Source organism: Psychrobacter pocilloporae, from assembly GCF_029872915.1.
GTDB lineage: Bacteria > Pseudomonadota > Gammaproteobacteria > Pseudomonadales > Moraxellaceae > Psychrobacter > Psychrobacter pacificensis.
Window position 1 is genome coordinate 2,458,702 of the sequence record NZ_PGFT01000001.1, and the last position, 25,862, is coordinate 2,484,563.

Genomic DNA, 25,862 nt, shown 5'->3' on the forward strand with positions numbered 1-25,862 from the left:
GCTATGATGTCTAAAATACTACCCTAACAACCCCTGTTTTTAGACGGGCGCCAGTTTACCTTATTTTGGATATAAAGCCCATGCATAGAACCGATTAGACACCCGCATCTCACACACGCTCTCGCTATCTAATGGTGAGATTTTACTTATTTAATCCAGACACAGCATTTTTAATCCAACTTTTTAATCCAATAACCGCATTGAAACGTCGGCGTTTGTCGCACTATTTAACAAAGATAACTGTGCATCTTTGCCAATGAGACTTGCAATTTTATATGCGGACACCATTTATCTAGACATGAACCACGAACTTGACTTTACAAGTCCGGGGAAAGAGGAAAAATATATGAGTGAACATAAAATAACCCAAGACAATATCGACATTGATGTCGACGTTTCATCTACTGCTACAGACAACAATGAGGCAGAGACCTTATCGAATGCAGCACAAAAAGCGGCGTCAACCAATGAGACAGACACTGGTCTTGATAACACTGACTCTAATAATAAAGATGTAAACGACAACCAACCTGAAAACTACTTGCCACTCTTGGCATTGCGAGATGTCGTCGTCTATCCGCACATGCAGATTGCCTTATTTGTGGGACGTGCGCCATCGGTGAAAGCCGTTGAGCTGGCGCAGGCTGAGTATGGCAACAAAGTACTGGTCGTCGCCCAAAAAGACTCATTGACCGAAGACATTGATCAAGACAACTTGTATCAATACGGTACCGTGTGCCGCATCGTCAGCACCATGCCGCACGATAGCGATGAGAACTGCATCAAAGTACTCATCGAAGGTCAATATCGCGCCCGTGTCGACAATATCGAAAGTCATGACGACTTATTGATGGCGAGATTTGAGCGTGCTGATCTCGATGTCAGCATGGATGAGAGCCAGAAGAAAAACACTATTCAGGCGTTGACCACCCTGTTTGAAGGCTATGCGGATGCGCGTCTGCGTAATGCCCGTGAGCTAACTCGCGTGGCCAAACGCATCGATGATTTGCTTGAACTGGTTTATTTCATCTCAACCCGCGTGTCAATGGATTTGGATGTTAAACAGTCGTTCTTAGAAGAAAATGATATCAAAACGCATATCAACACCTTGACGGAATATCTGGTCAAGCAAAGTGCTGAGCAAAATATCGAGCAAGATATTCAAGATGCGGTCCGTCAGCAGATGGAAGACAATCAGCGCGAGTACTTCTTAAATGAGAAGATGAAAGCGATCAAAAACGAGCTATCAGATCTCAATGATGGCGCGTTTGATGGCGAAGATGATGTCGCTGAGCTAGAGCAGCGTCTAGAAGATGCTGACTTGCCAGACGATGTGCGCAAAAAAGCGGAGCAAGAGTTTAAAAAGCTCAAAATGATGCCACCTGCATCAAGCGAATCGTCAGTGGTACGCAACTACATTGAGTGGATTTTGGATACGCCGTGGAATGCGACGACCAAAGTCTCAATCAATCTAGACAAGGCAAAAACGGTCTTAGACGAAGATCACTATGGCTTACAAGATGTCAAAGACCGCATCTTAGAATATCTCGCCGTACAATCTCGCGTGAAAAAACTGCGTGGCCCAATTCTTTGTCTCGTCGGTCCTCCAGGTGTGGGTAAAACTTCACTGGGTGAATCGATTGCGCGCGCAACGGGTCGTAAGTTTGTCCGTATGGCGCTTGGCGGCGTCCGTGATGAAGCGGAAATCCGCGGTCATCGCCGTACCTATATCGGTGCGATGCCAGGTAAAATCGTGCAGTCACTGGCCAAAGTAGAAGTCAAAAACCCACTATTCTTATTGGATGAAATCGATAAGATGGCGCAAGACTTTCGCGGTGATCCAGCATCAGCATTGCTCGAAGTATTGGACCCTTCACAGAACGATACCTTTAACGACCATTATTTAGATATGGACTTAGACTTGTCGCAAGTGATGTTTATCTGTACGGCTAACAGCATGGATATTCCACCTGCGCTACTTGACCGTATGGAAGTCATTCGTCTGCCAGGTTATACCGAAGAAGAAAAGGTCAATATCGCGCAGAAATACCTCGTGCCAAAAGCGATCAAGAATAATGGCCTTAAAGAAGGTGAAATTGAAATCGTTGAAGCGGCCCTACACAGTATCGTGCGTAGCTATACCCGTGAAGCGGGTGTGCGTAACCTTGAGCGTGAAGTCAATAAAATCTGCCGCAAAGTCGTTCGCGGTTCGGTTGAGACTCATGGCGCGCGCGCACCGAAAAAAGCAGAGCGTCAGCTGGTGGTGGTCGATGACAAAAACATCGATGATTATCTAGGCGTCCATCAGTACGACTACGGTCTGGCAGAAGAAGAGCCTGAGATCGGCCGCGTGACTGGTCTTGCTTGGACACAAGTGGGCGGTGAGCTACTTACTATCGAAGCGGTGGCGATGAAAGGCAAAGGTGAGCTGAGCTTTACAGGCTCACTCGGCGATGTGATGAAAGAGTCGATTCGCGCGGCAATGAGCGTAGTACGTGCTCGCGGTGACAGCTTAGGGATTGATTATGAGACCTTTAAGACTACTGACGTCCACGTCCATATGCCAGAAGGCGCCACGCCAAAAGACGGTCCTTCTGCTGGTGGTGCATTGACGACTGCACTGGTCTCTGCCTTGACAGGTATTGCCATTCGTCCAGATATCGCCATGACAGGTGAGATCACCTTGCGCGGCAAAATCCTACGTATCGGTGGTCTCAAAGAGAAGCTACTGGCAGCGCATCGCGGCGGCATCAAGCATGTCTTGATTCCAGAAAGTAATGAGCGTGATTTGGCTGATATCCCTGATAATGTCAAAGAAGGCTTGACCATTCAGCCAGTTGCGACGATTGAAGAGATTTTAAAGGTTGCTTTGGTAGATATGCCAAAACCGCTCAAGCCTGCAAAAGTAACGGTTGATAAAACGGCAGGCAAAGCGCTACACAACTAATTGAGTATTCGTTAGTCAATGCTTAAAACATAAAAGCCGCTCATCACTATGATGGGCGGCTTTTTTTTGGCAATAATAAACAACAATCTCTCTAGAGCCTTGTGATATATTTTAGACAAATGTTTATTTGTTGGAAAGTTATAATGTCAAATAATTTACGGATGCCTTTAGCGATAATAAGCGCCTTATTACCTCTCGCCCTACTAGGTTGCCAAACAAACAACCTCAATCATTCAGCGCAAACCAGTACCGTCATTGACGATAAAAACTGGTCAGCGGCTACCCTCAAACCCAGACTGTTTCAAACCATTACAGGCTATAACTGGCAATTAACACAGATTAGTGATGATAAAGGCAAACTCACACGCCTCAACCTTCAGCCGCCGCTAATGATGGACGTTCGCCCAGACCTGTTAACTTTTGATGACGGCTGTTACCGATACATCGTGTCCTTTGATATGTGGCTGCCTCTACCTTATCCTTATACACAAGCATCAATACAAGATACAACTAAATCACCAGTCACGGCTGCTGATTGCACTGCGATATATCAAGCAACTACCCAAGATTGGCGCGGTAATACAATCATCCCTAGCGATACAGCACATCTATTAAACGCAACTTTTAAGCCTTATGCAGGAACGAATTTTACATTTGTTCCCGCGCTGCCTCAGTCAGTACGTGCTACCAAAACCTTAGAAAAACAGCTGGCTTTAAGAACGGATAAGGGCAAAACCCTAATCTTTACGGGCACGCCTAAACCTGAACGCTCCGTAGCTGGCATACTACTCACCAATGAATTATTAGAGGGCTATCGTTGGCAACTGTTACAAGTGACGGACCAAACAGGCTCCGTCATGAGCGAATTTACGCAGACAGAAAAGCCCATCACCCTTTCCTACGGTTTGGATAACTATGGTGGCGATGAAAGTGACGAAAAAAATGGTTTTGAGTCAGGTATATATGGTCAAAGCTTTGGTATCTCTGTTGGCTGCAACGGCGTTAGTGGGCCTTATGCCCTTTCTGTCAATCAGAATTTACTCACTGGCGGTTTTCCTTCCACAATGATGAGCTGCGGTGACGCTATTGATGACATTGAGTCACGGCTTCGACGTATGATGGCCTATAGCACGAGTCGACTGATCTTAACGCACGCGGATAATAAGGCAAAGGCAACTATAGAGCAGTCAGAGCAAAACTACTTACTCACCCAAACGCTAGATTCTGGCGAGATGTTGGTTTGGAAAAATATCAAAAAAAATAAATAAGCCATTCAACACTGAAAAAAGGACACACTCATGAAAAAACTGATGCTCGCCAGCGCGTTATTTTGCAGTACTGTGCTTGCCATATCAGGCTGTCAGTCGATGAGTAAAAATACCGTATCCGTAGCGTACAGTACCACACAAGCCGATACGCTCGATATTCCAAAGAATCAAGTCATGCAATGGAGTAGTGGCTACAACTGGCAACTGTCAGAAGTGACGCGAGATGATGGTCAGCTTATCCCTATCCAAAGTACGAACCCCATACGTTTGGCTATTGATCCAGGTAGACTGCATTTTTATCAGGGCTGTACGCACGATAAAATCGACCTATTCTCTGGTGCACCCCCATTCAGTTATAGCAGCTATATTGTACAGCTACCTGCGACCTGCACGAACAGCAGTACTGATGACTATAATATTCGCACGTTGTTTGAGGACTATGGTACGTATATGTTTGGGATTAAGTTACTACCTACAACATCCCTAACAGCACAGGACGATACCACAGCCTCGCCAAAGCGCCTTGCACTGACTATGGAAAATGGCAACCAACTTATCTTTACAGGGATAGCAAAACCGCTACTTTCACCACCGATAGGGTTACCAATCAGTACTAAACTGCTAGCGAACTATAAGTGGCATTTGGAAAGCGCGGTTGCCAATCATTATGACGAGCAAGGAAAGCTGATGAATAGAGAACCGATTAGTGATTTTTATCATCCTGATTATCCCATTTCATTCGAGATTTTTAGTCAATCTGAAAATTCAATCATCTCTTTTGGTTCGAATTGCAATGGCTCTGGTGCACCTTATTTTCTACTTGACGATAATACGCTAAAGGTTGGCATGATTATCAGCACAATGATGGGCTGCGGCGAAACAGGCAATCGCATTGAAACCACGCTATTTAACTTTATGCAGGAAAGCAGCAGCACCCTGACGTTAAGTATGCAGCTACAATCAGCAACAGGTAATAAAGGCGATTATCCACGTTATAACTTACTGCAAACCATGGCAACAGGCGAAACCTTAATTTGGAAAAATGAGCCAAAGAAAATCCCTTAATACATTTTCAATCCTATACGTTACTTACATTTATTAACCGATTGTTGCGCATTTAATGAATAACTATAGGGTTTGCTTGGCTATACTGACGATGATGTTAACGAATATCGATACGCGCTCTAACAGAACAATAAATACAGATATTTGTGACTTTAACTACGTTCTAAATAATGAATAAAATAACTGGAGATAATAATGAATAAGACAATGCTTGCAAGTGCCCTACTATGCGGATCAGCGTTAGCCATGACTGGTTGCCAAACGGTCGAAGGTCAAATGCAAACAGGCAATCCTGTCAATCAGCCAGCACTAAAATCTACCATCAAAGCGGTGAGCGGTGATAAGAACGAAGTCGGACAGATGTTCCTGCGTCCTGTCGATGGCGGTGTACAAGTCTACGGTAAACTCATGAATCTACAGCCGGGCCAAACGGTTGCACTACATATTCATGAGACAGGTAGCTGTGCTGATATGGGTAAAGCGGCAGGCGGTCACTTCAATCCTGACAACAAACCACACTCTAATCCCGATGACATGAATGGTCATGCAGGTGACCTACCTAATCTGACAGCAAATGAAGATGGCGTCGCTACTATCAACTATGTAAACAAAAAAATCACGGCCGATAAGGCAGGTAAGTATAGCGTGAATCGCCGTGCCTTTATCGTCCATGCTGGCGCTGACGACTACACCAGCCAACCATCAGGCGCATCAGGCGACCGTGTTGCTTGCGGTATTATCGAGATGAACTAATACTATATATATTAGCCATAAAAAACCTCTTAACTATATTGTATATGGTTAAGAGGTTTTTTTATGACTGGTAGAAAAGTGGTTACTCTTCTACCCACTCGCCTTTACGCCAGTACACACCCCAACGGGTGGCCTTGCCGTTTTTCTCAGAGCCGATGTACTGCTCTTTTTTCTTACGTGACCAACGTAATATAGTTGGGTTACCATCTGGATCTTCATCTGGTCCCTCAAACAGATATTGGAACTTGTCTTCCATCTTGTCTTTAATTTCCCGTAGCTCAGCGAGCTTGGGCGCACGAGTCTCACGCACCTTTGGAAATTTAGAAGCCGCTAAGAACATGCCTGCCGCCCCTTCACGCAAAATGAAGTAATCATCATGTTTGGTCGATTTTAGCTCTGGTAGATGAATAGGATCCATACGCGGCGGTGCTGCTTCGCCTGTTTTTAGCACCTTGCGGGTGTTATCGCATTTCTGACAAGCAAAATACGGACCAAAGCGACCTGTCTTTAGCTCCATCTGACCATCACACTTGTCACAGTCGATGGTTGGCGCATCTGATCCTGGTACTTCAAACTTACCTTCTTCTAGAATATAACCGTCACAATCAGGGTTATTACCGCAGATGTGTAGCTTGAGACCACCATCGACGATATAACCATTCATCGCGGTGCCGCATTTCGGACAGCGTTTTTTCTCCATCAAATCTTTGACTTCTGCCGTTTCATCATCCCCTTCTGGATCATCTAGATTGGCAAATGCTTCGACTGGCATTAGATTTTTGGTGCCTTTACAGCGCTCTTTTGGCGGCAGGTTATAGCCCGTACACCCTAAGAATACGCCTGTTGAGCCTGTACGCAGCTGCATCGGACGATCGCAAATATCGCAATGCACATCTGGCACATCGGTTGGATCATTCGGACGCATACCATCTTTGCCTTTGGCATGCTCAAGGGTGGTTTTGAACTCACCATAGAAATTATCGAGCACGTCTTTCCAATCTTGCTCACCCTCGGCGACATGATCGAGCTTGTCTTCAAGCGCAGCAGTAAAGGTATAATCCATCAAGTCTGGGAAGCTTGCGGTCAATCTATCGGTGACGATATCGCCCATTTTTTCGGCAAACAAGCGCTTGTTTTCGAGCTTGACATAGCCGCGGTCTTGAATGGTGGAGATAATTGAGGCATAAGTCGAGGGACGACCAATACCTTTTTTCTCAAGCTCTTTGACAAGACTTGCCTCAGTATAGCGCGGTGGCGGCTTGGTAAAGTGTTGGCTCGGATCGAGCTTATCTAGGGTGAGCTTATCGCCTTTTTTGACATCAGGGAGCAGCGTATCATCAGTTTTGGCCGGCGGCATAACACGAGTATAGCCATCAAAAGTCATCGTACGGCCGCGCGCTTTTAGCTCGACATTACCCGCCTCTACCAAAAGATTGACTGATAGATACTTAGCAGGCGTCATCTGACAAGCCACAAACTGCCGCCAGATCAGCTCGTATAAACGAATAGCATCACGCTCAACGCCTTTCATTTGCGTTGACTTTAAGTTGACATTAGAAGGACGAATCGCTTCATGCGCCTCTTGAGCACCTTGCTTATTGCCATAAAAATTTGGCTTTTCTGGCACGTATTTTGCGCCATAGCTGTCTTCAATATGACCACGGACAGCCGCGAGCGCATCGCCAGACAAAAAAGTCGAATCGGTACGCATATAAGTGATGTGACCCGCTTCATACAGACGCTGCGCCAAAATCATGGTCTTTTTGACCGAAAACCCTAGACGCGTACTGGCTGCTTGCTGCAAAGTTGAAGTGATAAAGGGTGCGCTAGGACGTGACTGGGTTGGCTTCTCTTCACGCTCTTTAACGATAAAATCGCTTGCTTTGAGTATCTCAAGCACTTTATCGGTTTGCTCTTTATTACCAAGCTTTAGCGTTTTGCCGCCCTGCTTGGTCGCCTCTAGACGGATACCGATTTGCTCTGCATCTGAGGCTTTTTTGGTTTTATCATGAGCGACATGTGTATCTGCATGAATCTGCCAGTATTCTTCTGGAATGAACGCGCGAATTTCATGCTCACGCTCAACAACCAAGCGCATAGCAACTGACTGCACACGGCCTGCTGATAGTCCGCGAGCAATCTTTTGCCATAATAGTGGCGATACCATAAAGCCAACGACACGGTCCAAGAATCTGCGCGCTTGCTGAGCATTGACGCGATCGATATCAAGCTTTGAGGGTTGTTTAAAGGCATTTTGGATGGCTGATTTGGTAATCTCGTTAAAGACCACACGTTGATACTTGCTATCAGGCCCACCGATAACTTCTTTTAGATGCCAAGCGATCGCCTCCCCCTCTCTATCCATATCCGTTGCCAGATAGATTTTGTCAGCGTCTTTGGCCAGTGCTTTGAGCTCTTTGATGACCTTGGTTTTGTTTGGCAATACTTCATAGACCGCCGCCCAATCATGCTCTGGATCTACGCCCATACGGCGCACCAGTGCTTGCTGTGCTTTTTCTTCTTTGGTCAGACTGTCATCTTTTTTGGTCGTGGTTGCTTTTTTTGCGCTTTTATTTGCACTAACTGGCAAATCACGGACGTGGCCGATGCTCGAGCGTACGATAAAATCATCGCCAAGATATTTATTAATCGTTTTTGCTTTGGCTGGTGATTCTACAATCACCAAAGACTTGCCCTTTGGGCTGTCAGCAGCTGATGCTGCGGTTTTTTTGGTTGTGGTTTTTGCCATATTTGACGACACCATAATATAAGTGATTAAAAGTATAAGTAGATTGAAAGTAACATTACAGTCAGCAGCAGAGTAATTTATGGGTGCTGATGATCAGGGGTTAGCCATGACTCAGCGATTTATAGTAATAGTAGCTGCTGATAAAAAAGGTTATAAAACAAATTATAACCATAAAATAAAGATATAGTTATAAAGACGTTACACTGCTAAGCGATAAACTGTCAACTTTAAATAAACTGAATATGAAAAACTACTTGCATATCGCCCTTTAATGGAGACAAAAAAGCGCTTTACTAGCCTCTCGCGTCTTTTTGCATTTGTATCGCCCATTTCTCAAGATTGGCTTTGAGCACTAACAGATCTGCCTCAATCCGTTGCTGATGATACGTGGGATTAGAGTTTGGGCGCACGTAAGCAATGTCTTCCCAATAAATGATAATGCTATTGGCCTTGGTCATCAGCCCTTTAACAAACGGCTCAATGCTCACTGGTAGCTCTAATGGTGCTTTGTCCAAACTAAAATCGGTTTTTTTCACCGTCACATTATTGCTGCTTTGCGTAGAGCGAATGGCACTTGGAATATGGAGTGTTTTTGCATCATCGCTGGTATCAACAAAACTGCTATCTGGTCGCCATTGTCCATCGATCACTTGATAGCGTGTGTGCGGCAGTTTGGTCTCTTCTAATATCAGACAATACTGTCCAAGCATACCGCGGCCATATTCATTATCACGACCTTTGATCCAATCAGGGCAAGCAACGAGCTTTGGATTAAGCTGCAAACGGCGTGCGGTCATACGCAGCTTGTCTAAACGCTGATCGATACCATTCGGTTTGAGCGCCATCATACTCCCTAAGACGAATAGTACAATGATAACGCCAATCAATGTTCCCATGATGCTCTGGCCTTTTAACTAAATAAAAATGATGCTAAACAATATCAATATAACTGCCACGGCTAATAACCGCTGTCTACGCCAACAGTAAAAATAACGGCTTTATAAATAACTATCCTATAAATCGTTAACGTGAACTGGCTGCTACTCACATGACAGATAACGATATAGCAAGACTTATAATGAGCTCGAACCCGCAAAAATCAAGCACTGCCACTCAACTACTATTCAAAAACTGGCTATATGGCTCACTCTTTATTTGTCAGTTATACTGTTAAATCAGACATTTAGCGTGCCTAATCATCAGTAGCATAGCCACATACAAAAACCAGATACAAAAAGTGGTCGGCGTAAAAAAGTGCTATGATAAACCATAATTTTAAACGCGCGCAGGTTTATTATGAATTATCTTATTAAGTCAAACTCGTCAAGCGCTTATATCGCTAGCAAGCTGACAGGTAAACTCCTGAGCAACACTGGCATAAGCTTATCATTACTTGGCGCAATCGTACTAACAGTGTCAGGCTGTGCCACTACCCAAAGCCTGACCCCGCAGCAATGTCAAAGCAGTAACTGGCAAGAAGTCGGTTATGCCGATGGTCTACAAGGTCGTTCAGGGGCTTACTTCGGGCACTATACCAACAGCTGCGCCAGTGTCGGAGGCGCCAGTCCTAACCGCATACAGTGGGAGCAAGGACGACAGCAAGGTCTCAAAAACTACTGTACCGAGCTGAACGCTTATAAGCTCGGTCGCGAAGGCTATGACTGGCAGCCAGTCTGTCCATTAGAAGGTATTGAGAAATTAGAAGAAGCTTACTCTCAAGGACGCTACTACTATATCCGTCAGCGCGATCTGGATTACTTGCGCTCGCCTTATCCGTTTGGTTACGGACATCTGGGCTTTGGCTACCGTCCATTTGGCTATGGCTGGTAAAAAGAAAACCTCAGTGATGACTTAATTTGAGGTTTAAGTCGTCACTGAGGTCGGAGAGAAGCTTATTATTTTGATCGTTCTTATTATTGTTATGGCGCTCGTGCTATTCATTGGCTTGTTGATTTATATCGACAATTTTTTGCTGTAACGGACGTTGCATTTCGCTGCTTATTACTACTTACTACCGTTTATCGCTGCTATTATTCATTGACAAAGGCAATCTTGGTAAGTCCTGCTTGACTGGCAGCCGCCAAGACCTGAGCGACCGTATCATACTTACCTTCTTTATCGGCGCGCAGTTGTACTGAAGGATCTTTGCCGGTTGCGCCTTGCTCCTGCAAACGCGCCTCTAGCGCTTCCATGCTGATGGGATCGCTGTCCCAAAATATCCCCGCGTCTTTATCAATACTGATTTGAATGGCTTCTGGCGGCGTTTGATTGACCTCAGCACTGGTCTTTGGCAAATCTAAAGGAACCGTCGGATTCAGCACGGTCGCTGTCAATAAAAAGATAATCATCAATACCAGCATGATATCGATAAGCGGAATGAGGTTCATCTCATTCATACCTTGAACGTCATCATCACCCAGTTGAAATGCCATAATTATTCTCAATACTTGTGTTTATTGTCATGCCACCAAGAGGTGCTTTTTTATTCTGCCACAGAGCTGCTGTAGTGGCGCGCTTGCTGCGTGTCTACTGCTGCATCGATAGTATTTGAGCGATTGCCTTTAACCGCCTGCACCGATGTTGCGCCCGCATTCGGGCTAGTAGACGATGGCACAGGCTCAGCAGACCCGGACAACAGATCATGTGCTCTATCATTGGCTTGATACATCACACGGCGATTGATACGTACTGCTAGGTTGTAAAACACCACAGCTGGAATAGCCACAGCGATACCAAGACCCGTCATAATTAGTGCCTCACCAACGGGGCCTGCCACTTGTCCCAATCCTGCCTGTCCACTCATACCAATATTATGCAGCGCGTGGAAAATGCCCCACACCGTGCCAAATAAGCCGATAAATGGCGCGATCGCTGCCGTCGTTCCAAGAATAGGTAAGCCGCGCTCGCTGGCAAAACGGTAGCGCCCTATGTGCTTGAGTAACGTCTGTTCAGTGACCAAACGACGAGCGGCAGCATCGGAGCCGACCAAATCGGCCTGCTTTGCTTGTAGTTGTTGACTCAAGTCATCTGCTACACTGGTCGCCAGTTTGCGACTTTGCAATACGCGGACGATACCTGTCACCCAAGAGAGAATAGATAACGCAAGTAACAAAAAGAATAACGTCTTTGTCACCATGTCGCTGATCTGCCAGTATTGCATAAAGTCCATATCAGACTCCTTAATGTTTTATGCCATCACATGCTACTAAAATGAGTATCATGCCTTGTCTTATTATGAAAGATTATCAATAAATACGTTGTTATAAAATATAAATACTTAAGGAACCGCATAGCTGATCGGCAAGGTCACATTGCCCACCACGGGTGCGCCATTCTTGGTAAAGGGTTTGAACTTGCCAGAGCGTACTTGACGCTGGGCTTCTTTATCCAGCAAAGTATTGCCTGAAGACTGCGCCACTCGCACGCTATCGATACCACCTTGTTTATTGACACGCAATACCAATACCACGTTGAGCGTATCACCTGAACGCGCTCTACGTGCCGCACGATCAGGAAAGCTAAAGTTTGGCGCAGAGGCCCAATTGGCAGCGCTCGCAGTAAAGCTTACAGGCTCATTACTCTGTGCTCGAGCAGCAGCTTCCGCAGCTGCCTCAGCTGCTTCTCTAGCGGCTTGTGCTTGGGCGGCGGCTTCTGCTTCTCTAGCAGCTTTTGCTTGTGCCGCAGCCTTAGCATCCGCGACTCTTTTGGCTTCTTGCGCTGCTCTGTCTTGTGCTTCTTGAGCGGCTTTTTTGGCTCGAGCAGCAGCCTCTTTGCGCTGTTCATCAGCAGCTGATGTATCAACTGTCGGTTCTGGGCTGATCTTTTTGGGTGCTGCTTCTTTTGGTACAGGCTTTTGACTACTCTCAGTAGATGTTTTTTCGGTTGCGATGATTGGCGGTGTTTCAGATACTTTTTTCACCACAGGCTTCGCTGGTTCTATAGGTGTCTCGACACGCTTCTTAGGCGGTGGCTCTGCTTTTGGCTTTTGTACAGGCTTAGGTTGCACTTCTTTTTTGACGGTGACCTTTTTGACCTGCTGCACAGGTTCTTTCGTTTCTACTTTCGCTACTGCATTATTAGCAGGTAACGTCACAAACTCTATTTCGACAGGCGTGATATCTTCTTTTGGCGCAGGCTGTGGTTTGGGCGTTTTGATCACCGCCAAGGCGACTGCGGTGAGTACATGCAGCCCTACTACTACGAGAAGAGATAGCAGTATCAATCTGGTTGGTGGTGTCTCTAAATCCGTTGAACTCATAACAGCCTAATGTTTATTATCCGAGGTGGAATGGCGTTGATAATAATGCAAACGATAATTATTATCAATAATAATTTATAATATTTTCTTTGCTTTGTGAACTCATTGCCTCTTATCTCTGACAGATGTCCTATAACTATTGAGCATTACTGCCATCTCGCCCGTATTTAGCTCGCTTTTTTAATAAGTCTTTTAGATAAATACTTATCGTCAATAAAAATCATTATCATTATTATTATTGATAATGAGTCTCAACTACTTTATCATAACGGCTGTTTGGTTTTTCCGTATCATGATCAAAAACTGATACCCATAAAAATATCCAAACCATAAAACGCTCAACCCAAAAGAATAAGGCTAGAGAGTAAAACTGACAGGCGCTCTATCGGCACCCCTTTGATATGAGCATTACTCTGCCCAGCTGCTCTCATCATTTTCTATTTCTATTGTGCTACCTGTGCAGTTGTCTTATTAACAGACTGCTTAAACATCCTGATATACCGAGTCCCTTATGTCTACTACCCCATTATCACACCGTCGTACTAATCCTATTTTTAAACGTCCATTATTGATGATGACAGCTCTAGTCACTGCTATCAGTGTGACAGGTTGTAGCTCGCCTGAGACTGACACCGCTGATGCTACAGCTACCAATCAAACGGCCAATGAGTCGTCAAACGTGGCCAATAACGATGCCGTCTCTGCTGAAAAAATCACGGTGAATACGGTTAAGGGTGATGTTGAATTGGCAATGAGTCCCTCACCGTTGGTGGTTTATGACATGACCTTGATGCAAGACTTGGCAGCACTAGATGTGGCTGTTGACGGTATGCCAGGCAGTTTGTTGTTAGACAATTTACACTCAAAAACGCAGCCTGAACCAAAAGCGGTCGGCACTGTGTTTGAGCCAGATCTTGAGGCATTGAATGCCATGCAACCACAAGCAATATTGGTGGGCTCACGCATGGCAGAAAAGTATAATGAGCTGTCAAACATCGCGCCGACGTTGGATATGTCTATCGACACGGCTAATATTTATGAGTCGAGTAAGCAGCGTTTGCATGATTTGGGTGCGTTGTTTGGCAAAAGCGATCAGGCCGCTAGATTGCAACAAAACATAGATACGCTTATTGACGAGACAAAGGGTGTCACTAAAGATAAAGGCACTGGTCTGGTCGTTATGGTTAATGGCAATAAAATGTCAGCATATGGCGATAAATCTCGTTACGGGTTTATCCATACGGTGCTAGATGTGCCAATGGCAGATAAGCAAATTGCCGATGCCCCTCATGGACAGCCGGTCTCTTTTGAATATATCCAAAAAGCCAACCCAGACTGGTTGTTTGTTATCGATCGCAGCGCCGCGATTGGTGAAGATGGTATCGGTGCCAAAGCCGTATTGGACAATCCGCTGGTCGCGCAAACCAACGCTTGGAGCAAGCAGCAAGTGGTTTATCTAAGCCCAGACTCTTACCTAGCGTTTGGTGGCTATTACCAATGGATGCAGGATCTCACAACGATTAAAGATGCTTTTGCTAACGCTAAATAACGTCGTTCTCTATACAAGCGATTATTGCACAAGTAGGTAATTATTACCGTTAACCTTGCTCATTTTTAAGCCAATAAAGATTATGTCGTTATTTTCACACCGTGCTCGTGCTAGGCTCAAACCTAACGCTTCTCTGCCAGTATCAAATTGGCAAGGAAGCGCTAGCCATACTTTAGGCTCGAAATATCGACGTGCTGCCATGCCACCGTGGTTAATCAACACCGCAAGCCTCATTATCATGGGGCTTTTGGTGTTATTGAGCTTATCTATTGGTGTGGCTGACTTTTCGTGGTCGGGTATCTTACAAAGTATCATTAGTCATAGTGCAAACTCTGATAGCTCGCTACTACTGGTCAGCCGTATCCCGCGCACCGTTGCGATTATTTTGACGGGCATTGCGATGGCAGTGGCGGGAATGATCATCCAAGTGGTGCTAAAAAACCGCTTTGTAGAGCCGTCCATGGTCGGTGCTACCCAAAGCGCCGCGCTCGGTTTGCTGGTAGTCAGTCTGCTATTTCCTGCCAGTGCGCTCATTGTGAAGATGAGCGTAGCGACCATCGCCGCTGTATTCGGCATGATGCTATTTATGCTATTGATTCACCGTATTCCGCCGACTGATTTTTTGATGGTTCCACTGATTGGTATTGTCTTCGGCGGCATTATCGAAGCAGTCACTACCTTTATCGCCTATCAAACCGAATCGCTACAGATGCTCAGCGTGTGGCAGTTTGGGGATTTCTCAGGCGTCTTGGCAGGTCGTTATGAGCTTTTGTGGCTCACGGGCGCGCTGTGTGTACTCGCCTATATCATCGCCGATAAGCTAACCATCGTTGGTTTGGGTGACAATATCGCCTTGAACTTAGGTATTAGTAAACGCCAAGTGACGTGGATTGGTGTGGGGATGGTGGCCATGATGAGTGCCGTTGTCGTCGTGACGGTCGGTATGATTCCTTTTATTGGCCTCGTCGTGCCAAACATTGTGAGCCGACTGATGGGAGATAAGTTGCGTCGTAGCTTGCCTGCAGTCGCGCTACTTGGTGCTTCGGCAGTATTGCTGTGCGATATTATCGGTCGCTCGATTCGCTATCCATTTGAAGTGCCTGTTGCCACCATATTTGGCGTGGTCGGTACAGTGCTGTTTTTATGGCTATTACTGCGCGCGCCAGCTGAGCAATAAGACTAAGCAGTAAAGCTGAATAATAAAACAGCAATCTTTAATCGATTAACCACTCACTTACCGTCGTTCATTTTTTGCCTTATTTAGATAAGCTTGGCATCATAGGATTTATTTATGTTCTCATCAACTAAGCTTAGTGCCACAAAGGCTCGTTCTACGGAAACCAACACAGCGATAGATAACTCATCTGCAGCAGATGGTCAGTATTCAGCTGCTGCCCAAGGTCAGTTAGCAAAGCTTTGGGCATGGATAGCTGCGCATCCGAAATCCATTGCAGCTATTATTCTACTGATCTCGATGACCTTGTTTATGACACTCAATGTCAATGGCTATTGGGACTTTGCGCTACCGCTACGCGGCAAAAAACTGCTGGCACTGATGGTGGTTGGCTATGCGATTGGCGTGTCGACGTTATTGTTTCAAACGTTGACTCACAATCCAATTCTAACGCCCTCCCTACTCGGGTTTGATTCGCTCTATGTTTTGCTACAAAGCTTACTGGTTTTCTTTTTAGGGGCGATTAGTTTTACCAGTCTCGATCCTATTGCCAACTTCACGCTAGAGATTGTCCTGATGTTTGGGGCATCTTTATTATTATTTAAGCTATTATTTTCTAAAAGCAGTCAGGATCTGACACGCTTGATATTGGTAGGCGTTATCTTTGGTGTGTTGTTCCGCAGTTTATCAGCACTCATTGCACGGCTGATTAACCCTGATGATTTTGTGGTCGTACAGTCCGCTAGCTACGCGCAGTTCAATACGGTCAATCCTCAGCTATTAGGCATTAGCCTATTTATCTGTATCATCACTGCGGTGTTTGTCTGGCGCTGGCGCTACCAATGCGATGTGCTGATGCTCGGACAAGCCCAAGCCATTAACCTTGGTATCCATTATCAACGTCTGGCATTTGGCCTATTAACTGTTATCGCAGTGCTAGTCGCCACAGCCACGGCACTGGTCGGTCCAGTGACTTTCTTTGGTCTATTGGTTTGTGCATTGACCAATCGTATCGCTCGACACATGTATCATACTGAGCGGCTGATATTGGTCAGTTTGGTCGCTATGATTTGCTTGGTGTTGGGTCAGACACTCTTTGAGCAAGTGCTAGATATGGCAGGCGTATTGTCCGTTGTGATAGAGCTCGCAGGTGGCCTCGTGTTCTTGGCATTGATATTTATGTCCCAGCGCCGTTCGTTATAACGACTTAGCCGACATTGTTTATTTGGCTGATGCTGTTGATAAAGAAAGCCCTAAGACTTTTTAAATAAGACGATTATGATTAAACTGAATAATATCTCTCACCATATTGGCAAACAAAAAATCTTGCATGACATTACGTTGTCCCTACCAACGGCGCAGGTCATTGCTTTGATTGGGCCTAACGGCGCTGGAAAATCGACGTTGTTTTCTGTCATGGCTCGCTTGCAACCGTTACAGGCTGGGCAAGTGAGCTTCGCTGTAGATAATGAGGAACGTGATATTGTCAGTTGTCAGGCGCGCACACTTGCCAAGACGGTCGCGATGCTCGGACAAGACAACCATGTACAAGGACGACTGCGCGTGCATGAGCTGCTGATGTTTGGTCGTTACCCTTATCATCAAGGACAACCAACCGCAGAAGATCAGCAAAAAGTACAGGAAATCCTCGAACGCTTTGAGCTTGAGCCACTTGCCGAGCGTTTCTTGTCAACGCTATCAGGTGGACAGCGTCAGCGCGTGCTGATTGCGATGATTGTCTGCCAAGATACGCCCTATCTATTGCTTGATGAGCCACTCAATAACCTAGATATGTATCATGCTGGTCGACTCATGCGTGAGCTACGTACGCTTAGCCACAGCCAGCAAAAAACCGTGGTGATCGTCCTACATGATATCAATCAAGCAGCACAATTTGCCGATACGGTCGTTACAATGAAAGCAGGAGAAGTGATGGCTGTTGGTCGCCCTGCTGATGTTATTACTCAAGAGACAATGAAAGATTTATACAATGTCGATGTGACTGTGCTCAATCATCAGGGTCGTCCTGTGATTGTTGATACGGTGTAAAACCCCACTTCTTCTTATGTAAAAAAGCTCAATATAATGCTAGTACATTGGTACTAGCACTATATTGAGCACATCAATTTTATGTTTTAATATCTATTTGAGCTTTTGCAACGCCTTTAAACGCTGCTGTCGGCCTTTCCACCATAGATACACACCTGTCCCTGATAGCACCGCAACTGCCAGTCCAATCATTGCCAAAAATGCTTGATACAGTCGATGGCTCCAACCTTGACCTACATGTCCCATATGCAGCGTTGACAGCCATTGGTCTACTTTATTACCAAAACCGCTTTGATAACCAAAACTAACACGCGCAACCTCTCCTGTGGCAGCATCAACCGTAATAGATGACGCGCCGCTGTGTGTACCAATATCTCTATCTGTTTTGAAACGCATTTGCCATTGCTCGTCCTCTGCAACCCAGCGGATACCCAATAACTGCTGTACAGCCGTGCCATTCTGCCGCGCCGCAATATCGGCTTGTGCACTCAGATAGGCAATGCTGTTGCTCTTATTGACTGCTTGAGCAATGGCATCCGCTGTATTGCGGCTATCGTTAACAGTCGTATTTGAGTTTATAGACTTATCTGCCCTACCCTGATTTTCTACTGTTTTATTCGGTTCAGGCTTGGTTGGCGGTCGCCCTCTTTCTTTTGGCGTCAGTCCGACCACTGCCTGCATCACAGGCTGATAAACGGGTTTTAGATTAAACCCAACGCTCGACCACGCGATGACAAACAGCATCACCCATAGCCACAGACCAAAAGCATGATGCAAATCATAGTTAAGCTTAAAGGTATTGGTCTTAGTACGGATTTTCCATGCAGGTAGCCAGCGCTTAAACAGCGAGGCGCGTTTTTTGCTAGAGACTTGTTTTGACTGACTCGATTTGACTGCTCGAGGAAACGTTAAGTAAAAGCCAATAAAGCAATTAATCGTCCAAACTAGCGAGACAATGCCCAAGACCCATTTACCAATATCACCCAGCAATAAATCACGATGCAGCCAAAATACCTTCCACATGGTATTGTGCCATGCCCATGCCTCCTTATCACGCGTACCGATAATCGCGCCGGTATAAGGGTTGACATAAACCTCATTAAAAGCAGGCTCAGGCGTGGTAGGCTTGCCGCCGCGCCATCTATCTACCGAAAACACCGCTGACTTGCCCGCCTCAATGGTCGTCGGCAAACTTGAAAAACCATATTGCGGATAGGTACGGATCACACTATCATGCAGCGCAGCGACAGACTGTATCGGCGTGTTTTGCGCCTCGACACGCGCCAGTTTATGGTTAAACAAGTCATCTAACTCATGATGAAAAGCGAGCAGCGCCCCTGTCAAACCTGCAAGCAATAAAAAGCCTGCCACCACAAGACCCGTATAGCGATGAATCCACAAGCAGGCTTGACGAGGATTGAATGTAATCATTGGTCTTGGTTCTTTATTATATGTTGTTTGGGTAGGTATTTATCCGTTAGCACGTCATTGCTGCTATAGCCAATCCAAAAGCCAGTAGGCAATAAAAAGCCAGCTCCCATGTACAGACAGCTGACTCTATAAGTACGATTAGACTCAAACCAGATAAGCTATATTAGAACTGATACGTTAAAGACGTTTTGATATTACGTCCCATCTCAAAATCAGTATAGGCATCATCGATAGAGTTGCGAGATGCATGACTTGCATAAGTCTCATCAAAGATATTGTAGACACCTAGCGTGGCCTTTAGACCTTCGATTTGAGTTGGTGCATAAGTCATAAAGATATCATGCACGTCATAGCCTGGTTTTTCGTTGTCATCACCGGCGGTATTTGGTGTCACATCGGCGACATAAGTACTGCGCCAGCCAAGCTCGGTGGTGCTGGTTGGAGCGTAACCAAGATTGACCATGTACTTGTCACCAGACTCTGAGCCACTGCCGCTGACAGAAGAGATATTGTAACCCGTATCTTCGCCTTTGCTACGTGCACGAGCATAGCTTAGACCCATGTTGAAATTATCTGCGCGATAATCAGCTGATAACTCTACGCCTTTGATCTTAAAATCTTCGTCATTGTTGATGACACCTTGGCAGGCTTCAGGGGCAGCACTTGTACCTAGTTGCCCAGTGGTACAATTCATACCAGTTCTACTGCCACCTGCACGTACGAACTCAATATAGTTTTCGATATTGGTTTCAAAGTACTTAGCGCTCAGTTTTAAAGAGTCATCAGCCATGGTCAAACCACGCAGCGTTGTCGCAATACCGATTTCTGCATTGTCACCTTCTTCTGCTTTTAGGTCATTGTTCACATAGGTATCAACACCGTCGGAATTAAAGATCGTTTGGCTAAGATCTGGGCCATTAAATAACTGCGTATAGCTCGCAAATAGCTGGGTACGCGGTGCAATCTCATAGCTGGCGGCCAATGCGCCAACGACATTGTCGTAAGTCTTGCCAGCCGATACGTACTCTGGAGATTCATAACGGTCATAACGGACGCCTGGCGTTAAACTAAGCTTACCCATTTGCCATTGGTCTTCTAGATAGACTGAGGTATTGGTTGCCTCATCAGTGCTCGCTTTGCCAAAATCACGTGTCATCTCAGATTCTTTTTTGTAATGCTCAACCCCAGCGATTAACTTATGAGTCCCTGGCAAACCATTGATAATATTGCTATCAACGATACTGGTGTTCTGTATTTTGCCGCCTGTGGTTTTGACTTCCGCATCAAACTCAAACCCAGGTACGCCATCAGAGTTACGCAAAATCTGCGTGCTGGTCTGATATACATTGGCGTCTACATTGACCAACTGGTTGGCAGGACTGTATGCGTAGTCAAGCGCATAGGTATCGCGTTTGACTTCCTGCGGGATGATTGGGTTCCAGCCACCAGCAGGAAAATCTGGACGTAATGGGAACTTACCTTTGTTTTCGGTACGGCTAAAGCTAGCGCCTACATGATGATCACTACCGACATACGCACCCGCTTTTAATAAGATGTTTTCGCCTTCGCTATCTTCCGTTTGGATTTTACGGCCTTTACCATCTTCACCAGCATTAGCATCACGTTTGCCATAATAAGCCAGTAAATCAACATTTTCTGTTGGCGCACCATATACAGTAGCTGAGGTTAGCAGTTCATCATTGTTGCTGCCGTAGCCTGCATGCAGCTTAGCACCTACTTTTTGACCAGGCTTAAGTAAATCTGCCGCGTCGACTGTCTCAAAAGCAACCGCACCGCCGATAGCATCATTACCGAGCGTCACTGAGTTATTGCCCACTGACACCTCTGCTTGTTTTAGCAGATCTGGATCAATCGTGACATCACCCATATGGTAGAACAACGCGCCTTCTTGACGTGCGCCATCAATCGTTACTTTTAGATTGGTATCATCAAGACCACGTACACGAATACGTTGGTTGACTGATGAGGTACCGCCTACGCTTACCCCCGGTACGACGTCCAGAAAATCGCTCAGATGGCTTGCTTGAGCTGCTGGCGTATAGTCATCTATATAGACAGAGTCTTCTTGTACACTATCGCGGACAGAGCTATTTGCTGTCACGGTAATCGTTTGCAACGTCGTATTTGGCATATCTGCTGCCGTTGCAGCACTGGCAGCTTGTGCACACAATGCCGCTGCTACACCCATAGATAGCACAGTCAATCTGCTAGATAACTTTACTTCGCGCATAACACATCTACTCACTTTATTTACTGTCAAAAATTAGAATTATTTTTAAAACCTATCATCGAATAGTCCTGAAAATAACGCCTATCAGAAGATTCATTACCTTAAAAACACTCAATCATGTCGTGCAAATAACACTATTAATACTAATGATAATGATTAGCGTTTAAATAATGAGAGGCATAATAACTAAGTATTAACAATTTGGCAATAATTAATATCATACATTCTCAATTCTAGTACTTAGTACGCCAGGTGGACGTAGCAATACAACGCAGCAACGCTTGGTACTAACTATAAATATGCTATCGAATATGATGCTGGCCACGAGTTGAATCTATATAAACAAAGCTTAAAAATCATCACTTCTATCATCACGTCTATAGCAGCCTGCTATTAACTTAGCTCATCACTTGTATTTCTTGTACTACTGTACTAGAATGCTGATACAAGCCAAAAATATCATGGTTATCCTGGCTATTTTTGATTAAGACGACTGATTATAAGACGATAAATTATGAGTACCGACCCTTATCACAGCTTACTGAGTCATCTGGCAAACTGTACTGATAGCACAGAGATTGAAAAGCTACTCAGTGCCCTGCTGACAGATAAAGAGCAGCATGATATTGCTAACCGCATTCGTATCTTTGACTTGCTTGATCGAGGTATCACGCAGCGTGACATCTCTGAGCAACTAGGCGTTGGTATTGCTACTGTCTCTCGCGGTGCTAGAGCCATGCACAGCCATGATGTGAGTGCATTACTTGCGACTCATAGAGAACGGTCTTAAACCACCGATCCCAATACCGTTTACCCTTTTCCTCATTACTTTATTAATTGTTGATTGACACATATTTGAACCATTTTGGACTTTATTATGACTGCTAGTACGCCCATACATACCCAACCTGCACCTATCGATATCCCGAGCAAACCACAACGTATCAAGCTCACGCAAGATATCGATTTTTTTGCATTATTCAAACGTATTGAGAGCGCTTTTGACACCTGTTATTTGCTCGAATCATTGGGTGAAGAAAGCCACATCTCACGCCACCATGCCATCGGCTTTGATCCTGTGACCACCATCGCTGCTATTGACCGTAATACGCTCGCTATCACGGACAATAAAACGGCTGAAACGACTCGTTATCAAACTGAAAATCCTTATCAATTGCTCCGCGCCATCACGCCGCAACACGTCATCGCGCGCGATCAAAGTGGTGGTCTCGTTGGCTACTTGGGTTATGACTGCGTCAATTTTTTTGAGCCAAGCCTGACGGCCAAAGCCAGTGACGACTTTGAGCCGTTCAAATTCGGTGTCTATTTAGATGGATTGACGCTCGATAAAATGACGGGTGAGATTTTCTACTTTTATTATCCAACCGCTCAACAGAATAATCGTATTGAGCAAATCAAAGCCCTACTTGATGAGCCAGTTCCCAGCTACGAAGCGCCCACCGTTGAATTTTTGGGCGATGGTATGAGTCAAGAGGAGCATGCCAAGGTAGTGATGCAGGTCAAAGAAGACATCATCTCTGGTCGTATCTTTCAGTGTGAGGTTGGCTTTAAGTCCAAATATCGCATTACTGGCGACAAGATGCCGATTTATGAAAAACTACGCGCGGTGAATCCTTCACCGCACATGTATTTTATGAAATTTGCTCAGCAGTGCATCATTGGCGCTTCCCCTGAGCTACTGTTTCGCTTGCGTCAAGGCGAGATGGAAACTTACCCACTCGCAGGTACTGCCAAGCGTGGCGTCGATGTAGCAGAAGATCGCAAACTTGCTCGCGCCCTACTCAACGATGATAAAGAAATTGCCGAGCACAATATGTTAGTCGACTTGCATCGTAATGATATTGGCCGCGTGGCGCGATTTGGCACGGTAAAAGTGCGTAGTTTGATGGACATCAAGCGCTTCTCGCACGTACAGCATATTTCCTCTGAGATCGTCGGCATCCTGCACCCTGACGAAGATATGTTCAGTGCCCTTGCCAGCAACTTCCCCGCTGGTACGTTATCAGGCGCTCCTAAGGTAGAGGCTATTAAGGTGATTAACGAGCTTGAACCAGATGGTCGCGGCGCGTATGGCGGCGCGCTGGGTTCATTTAACTTCAATGGTGATTGCATCTTTGCCATTCCAATTCGTAGCCTGTTTATTAGCGGCGAGTCAGCCTACGCGCAGACGTGCGGCGGCAACGTCTATGACTCAAACCCAGCGGATGAGTATTTGGAGATTCAGCGCAAACTATCAGCAATGAAAGTGGTGCTCGACAGCTTTATGACAGCATAATTCATACTAAGCATCATCGCCAGCTGACACTATTTTACCCAGTTATATTTTTACAAAAGAGTTTATACACCATGAATGTTTTAATTATCGATAACTACGACTCGTTTACCTTCAATCTGTACCAATATGTGGGCGAGATTCTGCAAACCTTGAGCGATGATAAAGAAACCAGCGTTACCGTGAAGCGCAATAATGAGATTACCCTCGCAGAGGTAGAAGCAATGAATCTGGATAGAATCATCATTTCACCTGGCCCTGGCTCCCCTGATGATCCTGCCTATTTTGGTATATGTAGCGAGGTCATCGAGAAACTGGGCAAAACTGTGCCACTACTCGGCGTGTGCCTCGGTATGCAAGGTATCGCGCATGTGTTCGGCGGCGATGTGATACGCGCTAGTGTGCCGATGCATGGCAAGGTCTCATCGATTCGCCATGATGGTAAGGGTATCTATCAGGGCTTGCCGCAAGCGCTTGAGATCATGCGCTATCACTCACTTGTGGTGAAAGCCGATACCATCCCAAGCTGCCTAACGATCACCTCAGTTGTCGCCAATGACGAGCGAGCGACATCAAGCTTTGATGAAGCTGCGCTGACGGGCGATGAGATTATGGGACTAAAGCACAAAGAATACCCAATCCAAGGCGTGCAATTTCACCCTGAGTCCTTTGCCACTGAAGGTGCTAAGCGGTTGCTGAGTAACTTTTTACTGCAGGTGTAAATGCTACTATCCAGCCACGTCTTCCATTTTAAATAATAGTCGATTGAATTTAGACCACGCCCTAGTAGCAGTTTATAATCTTTTAATGATAGACTAAAAGAACAAACAAAAGACAGCCCTTGAACCGGTTGTCTTTTCTTATTGCAATATGGCTTGGTGCTTTTACATCACAGGCGCTCTGGCAATAGCCCAATGTCATTTAGATCGTAAGAAGAAACCACTATGGCAAATATCGACAGTACAGCGGCGATACACTCGCATCAGTCATGGATAGGCATTGTCCAAATCATTACCGCGGCAACCTGCTGGGGGACGCTTGGAATATTCTCAACCTACCTCAATCAAATGGGCTTTAGTGGTTGGCAAGTCACGATATTACGCATCGTGACAGCGGCAGTGATTGTGCTAGCCATGTTACCGACCCTATGGCCACAGCTGATCAAACTACGACCCAAGCAGTGGTTTGGCTTGGCACTTCAGTCCTTGATTGGTGTACTGGGGATGTCCGTCTGCTATTTTTTTGCTGTCAGTTATGTTGGCGCGGGCCCTGCGGTGGCTTTGCTGTATACCGCGCCTGTGTTTAGCCTGCTATTCTCAAAGTTTTTGCTCAGTGAGTCCGTCACGCGAAAATCTATCGCGCTGGCATTCATGGCGGTTTTTGGGGTTGGGTTGACGATGCTGGGTGAGCAAGCAGAGGTCAATTGGGGTGTTTTGCTCGGGTTGGCAGCAGGGATGTGCTACTCCTTATACGGCGTGCTCGGTAAGCGCGCGATGCATGACGCGCATCCAGCTCCTTTGGTGTTTTTTACCTCTGTGATCATCAGCGCGGGCGGGCTGCTACTACTACCCGAAACGTATCACACCTATGAGCAGCTAATGTCGTTACCACTACTGACTTGGGGCTATGTGTTAGGGCTGTCGCTCTTGGGTACTGTCGTGCCCTTTGGCCTGTATATGAAAGCGCTGGAGAAATTGCCTGCCTCGCGTGCATCTGTGTTTACGATTTTTGAGCCGTTGACGGCGATTGCGCTGGCAATGATACTGCTACATCAAGCTCTGTCTTGGATTCAATATCTGGGCGTGACACTGATTTTGCTGGCGGCGTTGTTAAATGCAGTGGTTAATGGCACGACCACGCGCGTCCCTCGCTGGCTTAAAAGACGGCAAACGGTCTAGCCTTGTTATTTGGTTGTCTGGTAGGGCGCGATAACTAAATCTAGATTAAAAAAACGACGCAATAGATAAACTTTATTAAAAGGTATTTTTCTCGCTTGCTGTATCTCCGCTGACAGAGGCTACGTAAAATTTACCCCAAACCGTCAAACTCAAATTATACACACAAAAAAAGCCCTC

Annotated in this window: 20 protein-coding genes; 13 read left to right on the forward strand and 7 right to left on the reverse strand. The window is 45.7% G+C overall.

Going from position 1 to position 25,862, the window contains the following annotated elements; all coding sequences use genetic code 11:
* The first annotated feature begins 541 nt into the window (after nucleotides 1-541).
* From lon to CUR83_RS10485, 4 genes are all read left to right on the forward strand, one after another.
* A complete protein-coding gene (lon, locus tag CUR83_RS10470) occupies nucleotides 542-2,947 on the forward strand; it encodes an endopeptidase La (protein ID WP_397467071.1) in 2,406 nt (801 codons plus the stop codon).
* A gap of 143 nt (nucleotides 2,948-3,090) precedes the next feature.
* A complete protein-coding gene (locus CUR83_RS10475; protein WP_284719607.1) occupies nucleotides 3,091-4,215 on the forward strand; it encodes an META domain-containing protein in 1,125 nt (374 codons plus the stop codon).
* A 30-nt stretch (nucleotides 4,216-4,245) separates the two neighbouring features.
* Nucleotides 4,246-5,280 (forward strand): META domain-containing protein, encoded by a 1,035-nt coding sequence (locus CUR83_RS10480; RefSeq protein WP_284719608.1) that lies wholly within the window; start codon nucleotides 4,246-4,248, stop codon nucleotides 5,278-5,280.
* A gap of 195 nt (nucleotides 5,281-5,475) precedes the next feature.
* Complete coding sequence (locus CUR83_RS10485; protein WP_071002151.1) at nucleotides 5,476-6,033, forward strand: superoxide dismutase family protein; 558 nt, start codon at nucleotides 5,476-5,478, stop codon at nucleotides 6,031-6,033.
* Between the two features lie 82 nt (nucleotides 6,034-6,115).
* Here CUR83_RS10485 and topA read toward each other — a convergent pair whose 3' ends face one another.
* Together topA and CUR83_RS10495 are read right to left on the reverse strand one after the other, a co-directional pair.
* Nucleotides 6,116-8,782, reverse strand: coding sequence for a type I DNA topoisomerase (gene topA, locus CUR83_RS10490; protein WP_284719609.1), 2,667 nt, complete (start codon nucleotides 8,780-8,782; stop codon nucleotides 6,116-6,118).
* 293 nt (nucleotides 8,783-9,075) lie between these two features.
* The gene (locus tag CUR83_RS10495) at nucleotides 9,076-9,678 is read right to left on the reverse strand and encodes a hypothetical protein (protein WP_071002153.1); all 603 of its coding nucleotides are present in this window, start codon (nucleotides 9,676-9,678) and stop codon (nucleotides 9,076-9,078) included.
* 400 nt (nucleotides 9,679-10,078) lie between these two features.
* Between CUR83_RS10495 and CUR83_RS10500 the strand changes: the two genes are divergently transcribed.
* Nucleotides 10,079-10,612, forward strand: coding sequence for a DUF2799 domain-containing protein (locus tag CUR83_RS10500; protein ID WP_058024115.1), 534 nt, complete (start codon nucleotides 10,079-10,081; stop codon nucleotides 10,610-10,612).
* A gap of 200 nt (nucleotides 10,613-10,812) precedes the next feature.
* Here the strand turns inward: CUR83_RS10500 and CUR83_RS10505 are convergent, their stop codons facing one another.
* The 3 genes from CUR83_RS10505 to CUR83_RS10515 form a co-directional block, all read right to left on the reverse strand.
* A complete protein-coding gene (locus tag CUR83_RS10505; protein ID WP_071002155.1) occupies nucleotides 10,813-11,214 on the reverse strand; it encodes an ExbD/TolR family protein in 402 nt (133 codons plus the stop codon).
* Between the two features lie 50 nt (nucleotides 11,215-11,264).
* A complete protein-coding gene (locus CUR83_RS10510; RefSeq protein WP_071002156.1) occupies nucleotides 11,265-11,951 on the reverse strand; it encodes a MotA/TolQ/ExbB proton channel family protein in 687 nt (228 codons plus the stop codon).
* 108 nt (nucleotides 11,952-12,059) lie between these two features.
* Complete coding sequence (locus tag CUR83_RS10515) at nucleotides 12,060-13,040, reverse strand: energy transducer TonB (protein ID WP_284719610.1); 981 nt, start codon at nucleotides 13,038-13,040, stop codon at nucleotides 12,060-12,062.
* Between the two features lie 511 nt (nucleotides 13,041-13,551).
* Between CUR83_RS10515 and CUR83_RS10520 the strand changes: the two genes are divergently transcribed.
* The 4 genes from CUR83_RS10520 to CUR83_RS10535 all read left to right on the forward strand — a co-directional run bounded on the left by CUR83_RS10520 (nucleotide 13,552) and on the right by CUR83_RS10535 (nucleotide 17,812).
* Nucleotides 13,552-14,589 (forward strand): siderophore ABC transporter substrate-binding protein, encoded by a 1,038-nt coding sequence (locus CUR83_RS10520; RefSeq protein ID WP_093070508.1) that lies wholly within the window; start codon nucleotides 13,552-13,554, stop codon nucleotides 14,587-14,589.
* Nucleotides 14,590-14,788: 199 nt separating this feature from the next.
* Entirely contained in the window at nucleotides 14,789-15,766 is a 978-nt protein-coding gene (locus tag CUR83_RS10525; protein WP_071002159.1) for an ABC transporter permease, read from the forward strand.
* A gap of 114 nt (nucleotides 15,767-15,880) precedes the next feature.
* Nucleotides 15,881-16,966, forward strand: coding sequence for an iron chelate uptake ABC transporter family permease subunit (locus tag CUR83_RS10530; RefSeq protein ID WP_284719611.1), 1,086 nt, complete (start codon nucleotides 15,881-15,883; stop codon nucleotides 16,964-16,966).
* Between the two features lie 75 nt (nucleotides 16,967-17,041).
* On the forward strand, nucleotides 17,042-17,812 hold the full coding sequence (locus tag CUR83_RS10535) for an iron ABC transporter ATP-binding protein (RefSeq protein WP_093070513.1): 771 nt from the start codon (nucleotides 17,042-17,044) through the stop codon (nucleotides 17,810-17,812).
* A gap of 93 nt (nucleotides 17,813-17,905) precedes the next feature.
* On the opposite strand, the gene CUR83_RS10540 is transcribed toward CUR83_RS10535, so the two are convergent.
* Together CUR83_RS10540 and CUR83_RS10545 are read right to left on the reverse strand one after the other, a co-directional pair.
* Nucleotides 17,906-19,243, reverse strand: coding sequence for a PepSY-associated TM helix domain-containing protein (locus CUR83_RS10540; RefSeq protein ID WP_093070516.1), 1,338 nt, complete (start codon nucleotides 19,241-19,243; stop codon nucleotides 17,906-17,908).
* Nucleotides 19,244-19,406: 163 nt separating this feature from the next.
* Nucleotides 19,407-21,494, reverse strand: a complete 2,088-nt coding sequence (locus CUR83_RS10545; RefSeq protein WP_093070519.1) for a TonB-dependent receptor domain-containing protein — start codon at nucleotides 21,492-21,494, stop codon at nucleotides 19,407-19,409.
* 514 nt (nucleotides 21,495-22,008) lie between these two features.
* On the opposite strand from CUR83_RS10545, the gene CUR83_RS10550 reads away from it, so the two are divergent.
* The 4 genes from CUR83_RS10550 (at nucleotide 22,009) to CUR83_RS10565 (ending at nucleotide 25,685) form a co-directional block, all read left to right on the forward strand.
* The gene (locus CUR83_RS10550; RefSeq protein ID WP_093070521.1) at nucleotides 22,009-22,284 is read left to right on the forward strand and encodes a Trp family transcriptional regulator; all 276 of its coding nucleotides are present in this window, start codon (nucleotides 22,009-22,011) and stop codon (nucleotides 22,282-22,284) included.
* Between the two features lie 87 nt (nucleotides 22,285-22,371).
* Nucleotides 22,372-23,790, forward strand: a complete 1,419-nt coding sequence (locus CUR83_RS10555; RefSeq protein WP_252962605.1) for an anthranilate synthase component I family protein — start codon at nucleotides 22,372-22,374, stop codon at nucleotides 23,788-23,790.
* 71 nt (nucleotides 23,791-23,861) lie between these two features.
* Nucleotides 23,862-24,509 carry an anthranilate synthase component II gene (locus CUR83_RS10560; RefSeq protein WP_284719612.1) on the forward strand — a complete coding sequence of 216 codons (648 nt, stop codon included), beginning with the start codon at nucleotides 23,862-23,864 and terminating at the stop codon, nucleotides 24,507-24,509.
* 222 nt (nucleotides 24,510-24,731) lie between these two features.
* The gene (locus CUR83_RS10565; protein ID WP_071002165.1) at nucleotides 24,732-25,685 is read left to right on the forward strand and encodes a DMT family transporter; all 954 of its coding nucleotides are present in this window, start codon (nucleotides 24,732-24,734) and stop codon (nucleotides 25,683-25,685) included.
* Nucleotides 25,686-25,862 lie beyond the last annotated feature (177 nt).

Excerpts from the sequence above, each read along its gene's own strand:
- CUR83_RS10475 (WP_284719607.1), top strand. The coding sequence starts at position 3,091 with ATGTCAAATAATTTACGGATGCCTTTAGCGATAATAAGCGCCTTATTA.
- CUR83_RS10480 (WP_284719608.1), top strand. The coding sequence starts at position 4,246 with ATGAAAAAACTGATGCTCGCCAGCGCGTTATTTTGCAGTACTGTGCTT.
- CUR83_RS10485 (WP_071002151.1), top strand. The coding sequence starts at position 5,476 with ATGAATAAGACAATGCTTGCAAGTGCCCTACTATGCGGATCAGCGTTA.
- topA (WP_284719609.1), bottom strand. The coding sequence starts at position 8,782 with ATGGCAAAAACCACAACCAAAAAAACCGCAGCATCAGCTGCTGACAGC.
- CUR83_RS10495 (WP_071002153.1), bottom strand. The coding sequence starts at position 9,678 with ATGGGAACATTGATTGGCGTTATCATTGTACTATTCGTCTTAGGGAGT.
- CUR83_RS10500 (WP_058024115.1), top strand. The coding sequence starts at position 10,079 with ATGAATTATCTTATTAAGTCAAACTCGTCAAGCGCTTATATCGCTAGC.
- CUR83_RS10505 (WP_071002155.1), bottom strand. The coding sequence starts at position 11,214 with ATGGCATTTCAACTGGGTGATGATGACGTTCAAGGTATGAATGAGATG.
- CUR83_RS10510 (WP_071002156.1), bottom strand. The coding sequence starts at position 11,951 with ATGGACTTTATGCAATACTGGCAGATCAGCGACATGGTGACAAAGACG.
- CUR83_RS10515 (WP_284719610.1), bottom strand. The coding sequence starts at position 13,040 with ATGAGTTCAACGGATTTAGAGACACCACCAACCAGATTGATACTGCTA.
- CUR83_RS10520 (WP_093070508.1), top strand. The coding sequence starts at position 13,552 with ATGTCTACTACCCCATTATCACACCGTCGTACTAATCCTATTTTTAAA.
- CUR83_RS10525 (WP_071002159.1), top strand. The coding sequence starts at position 14,789 with ATGCCACCGTGGTTAATCAACACCGCAAGCCTCATTATCATGGGGCTT.
- CUR83_RS10530 (WP_284719611.1), top strand. The coding sequence starts at position 15,881 with ATGTTCTCATCAACTAAGCTTAGTGCCACAAAGGCTCGTTCTACGGAA.
- CUR83_RS10535 (WP_093070513.1), top strand. The coding sequence starts at position 17,042 with ATGATTAAACTGAATAATATCTCTCACCATATTGGCAAACAAAAAATC.
- CUR83_RS10540 (WP_093070516.1), bottom strand. The coding sequence starts at position 19,243 with ATGATTACATTCAATCCTCGTCAAGCCTGCTTGTGGATTCATCGCTAT.
- CUR83_RS10545 (WP_093070519.1), bottom strand. The coding sequence starts at position 21,494 with ATGCGCGAAGTAAAGTTATCTAGCAGATTGACTGTGCTATCTATGGGT.
- CUR83_RS10550 (WP_093070521.1), top strand. The coding sequence starts at position 22,009 with ATGAGTACCGACCCTTATCACAGCTTACTGAGTCATCTGGCAAACTGT.
- CUR83_RS10555 (WP_252962605.1), top strand. The coding sequence starts at position 22,372 with ATGACTGCTAGTACGCCCATACATACCCAACCTGCACCTATCGATATC.
- CUR83_RS10560 (WP_284719612.1), top strand. The coding sequence starts at position 23,862 with ATGAATGTTTTAATTATCGATAACTACGACTCGTTTACCTTCAATCTG.
- CUR83_RS10565 (WP_071002165.1), top strand. The coding sequence starts at position 24,732 with ATGGCAAATATCGACAGTACAGCGGCGATACACTCGCATCAGTCATGG.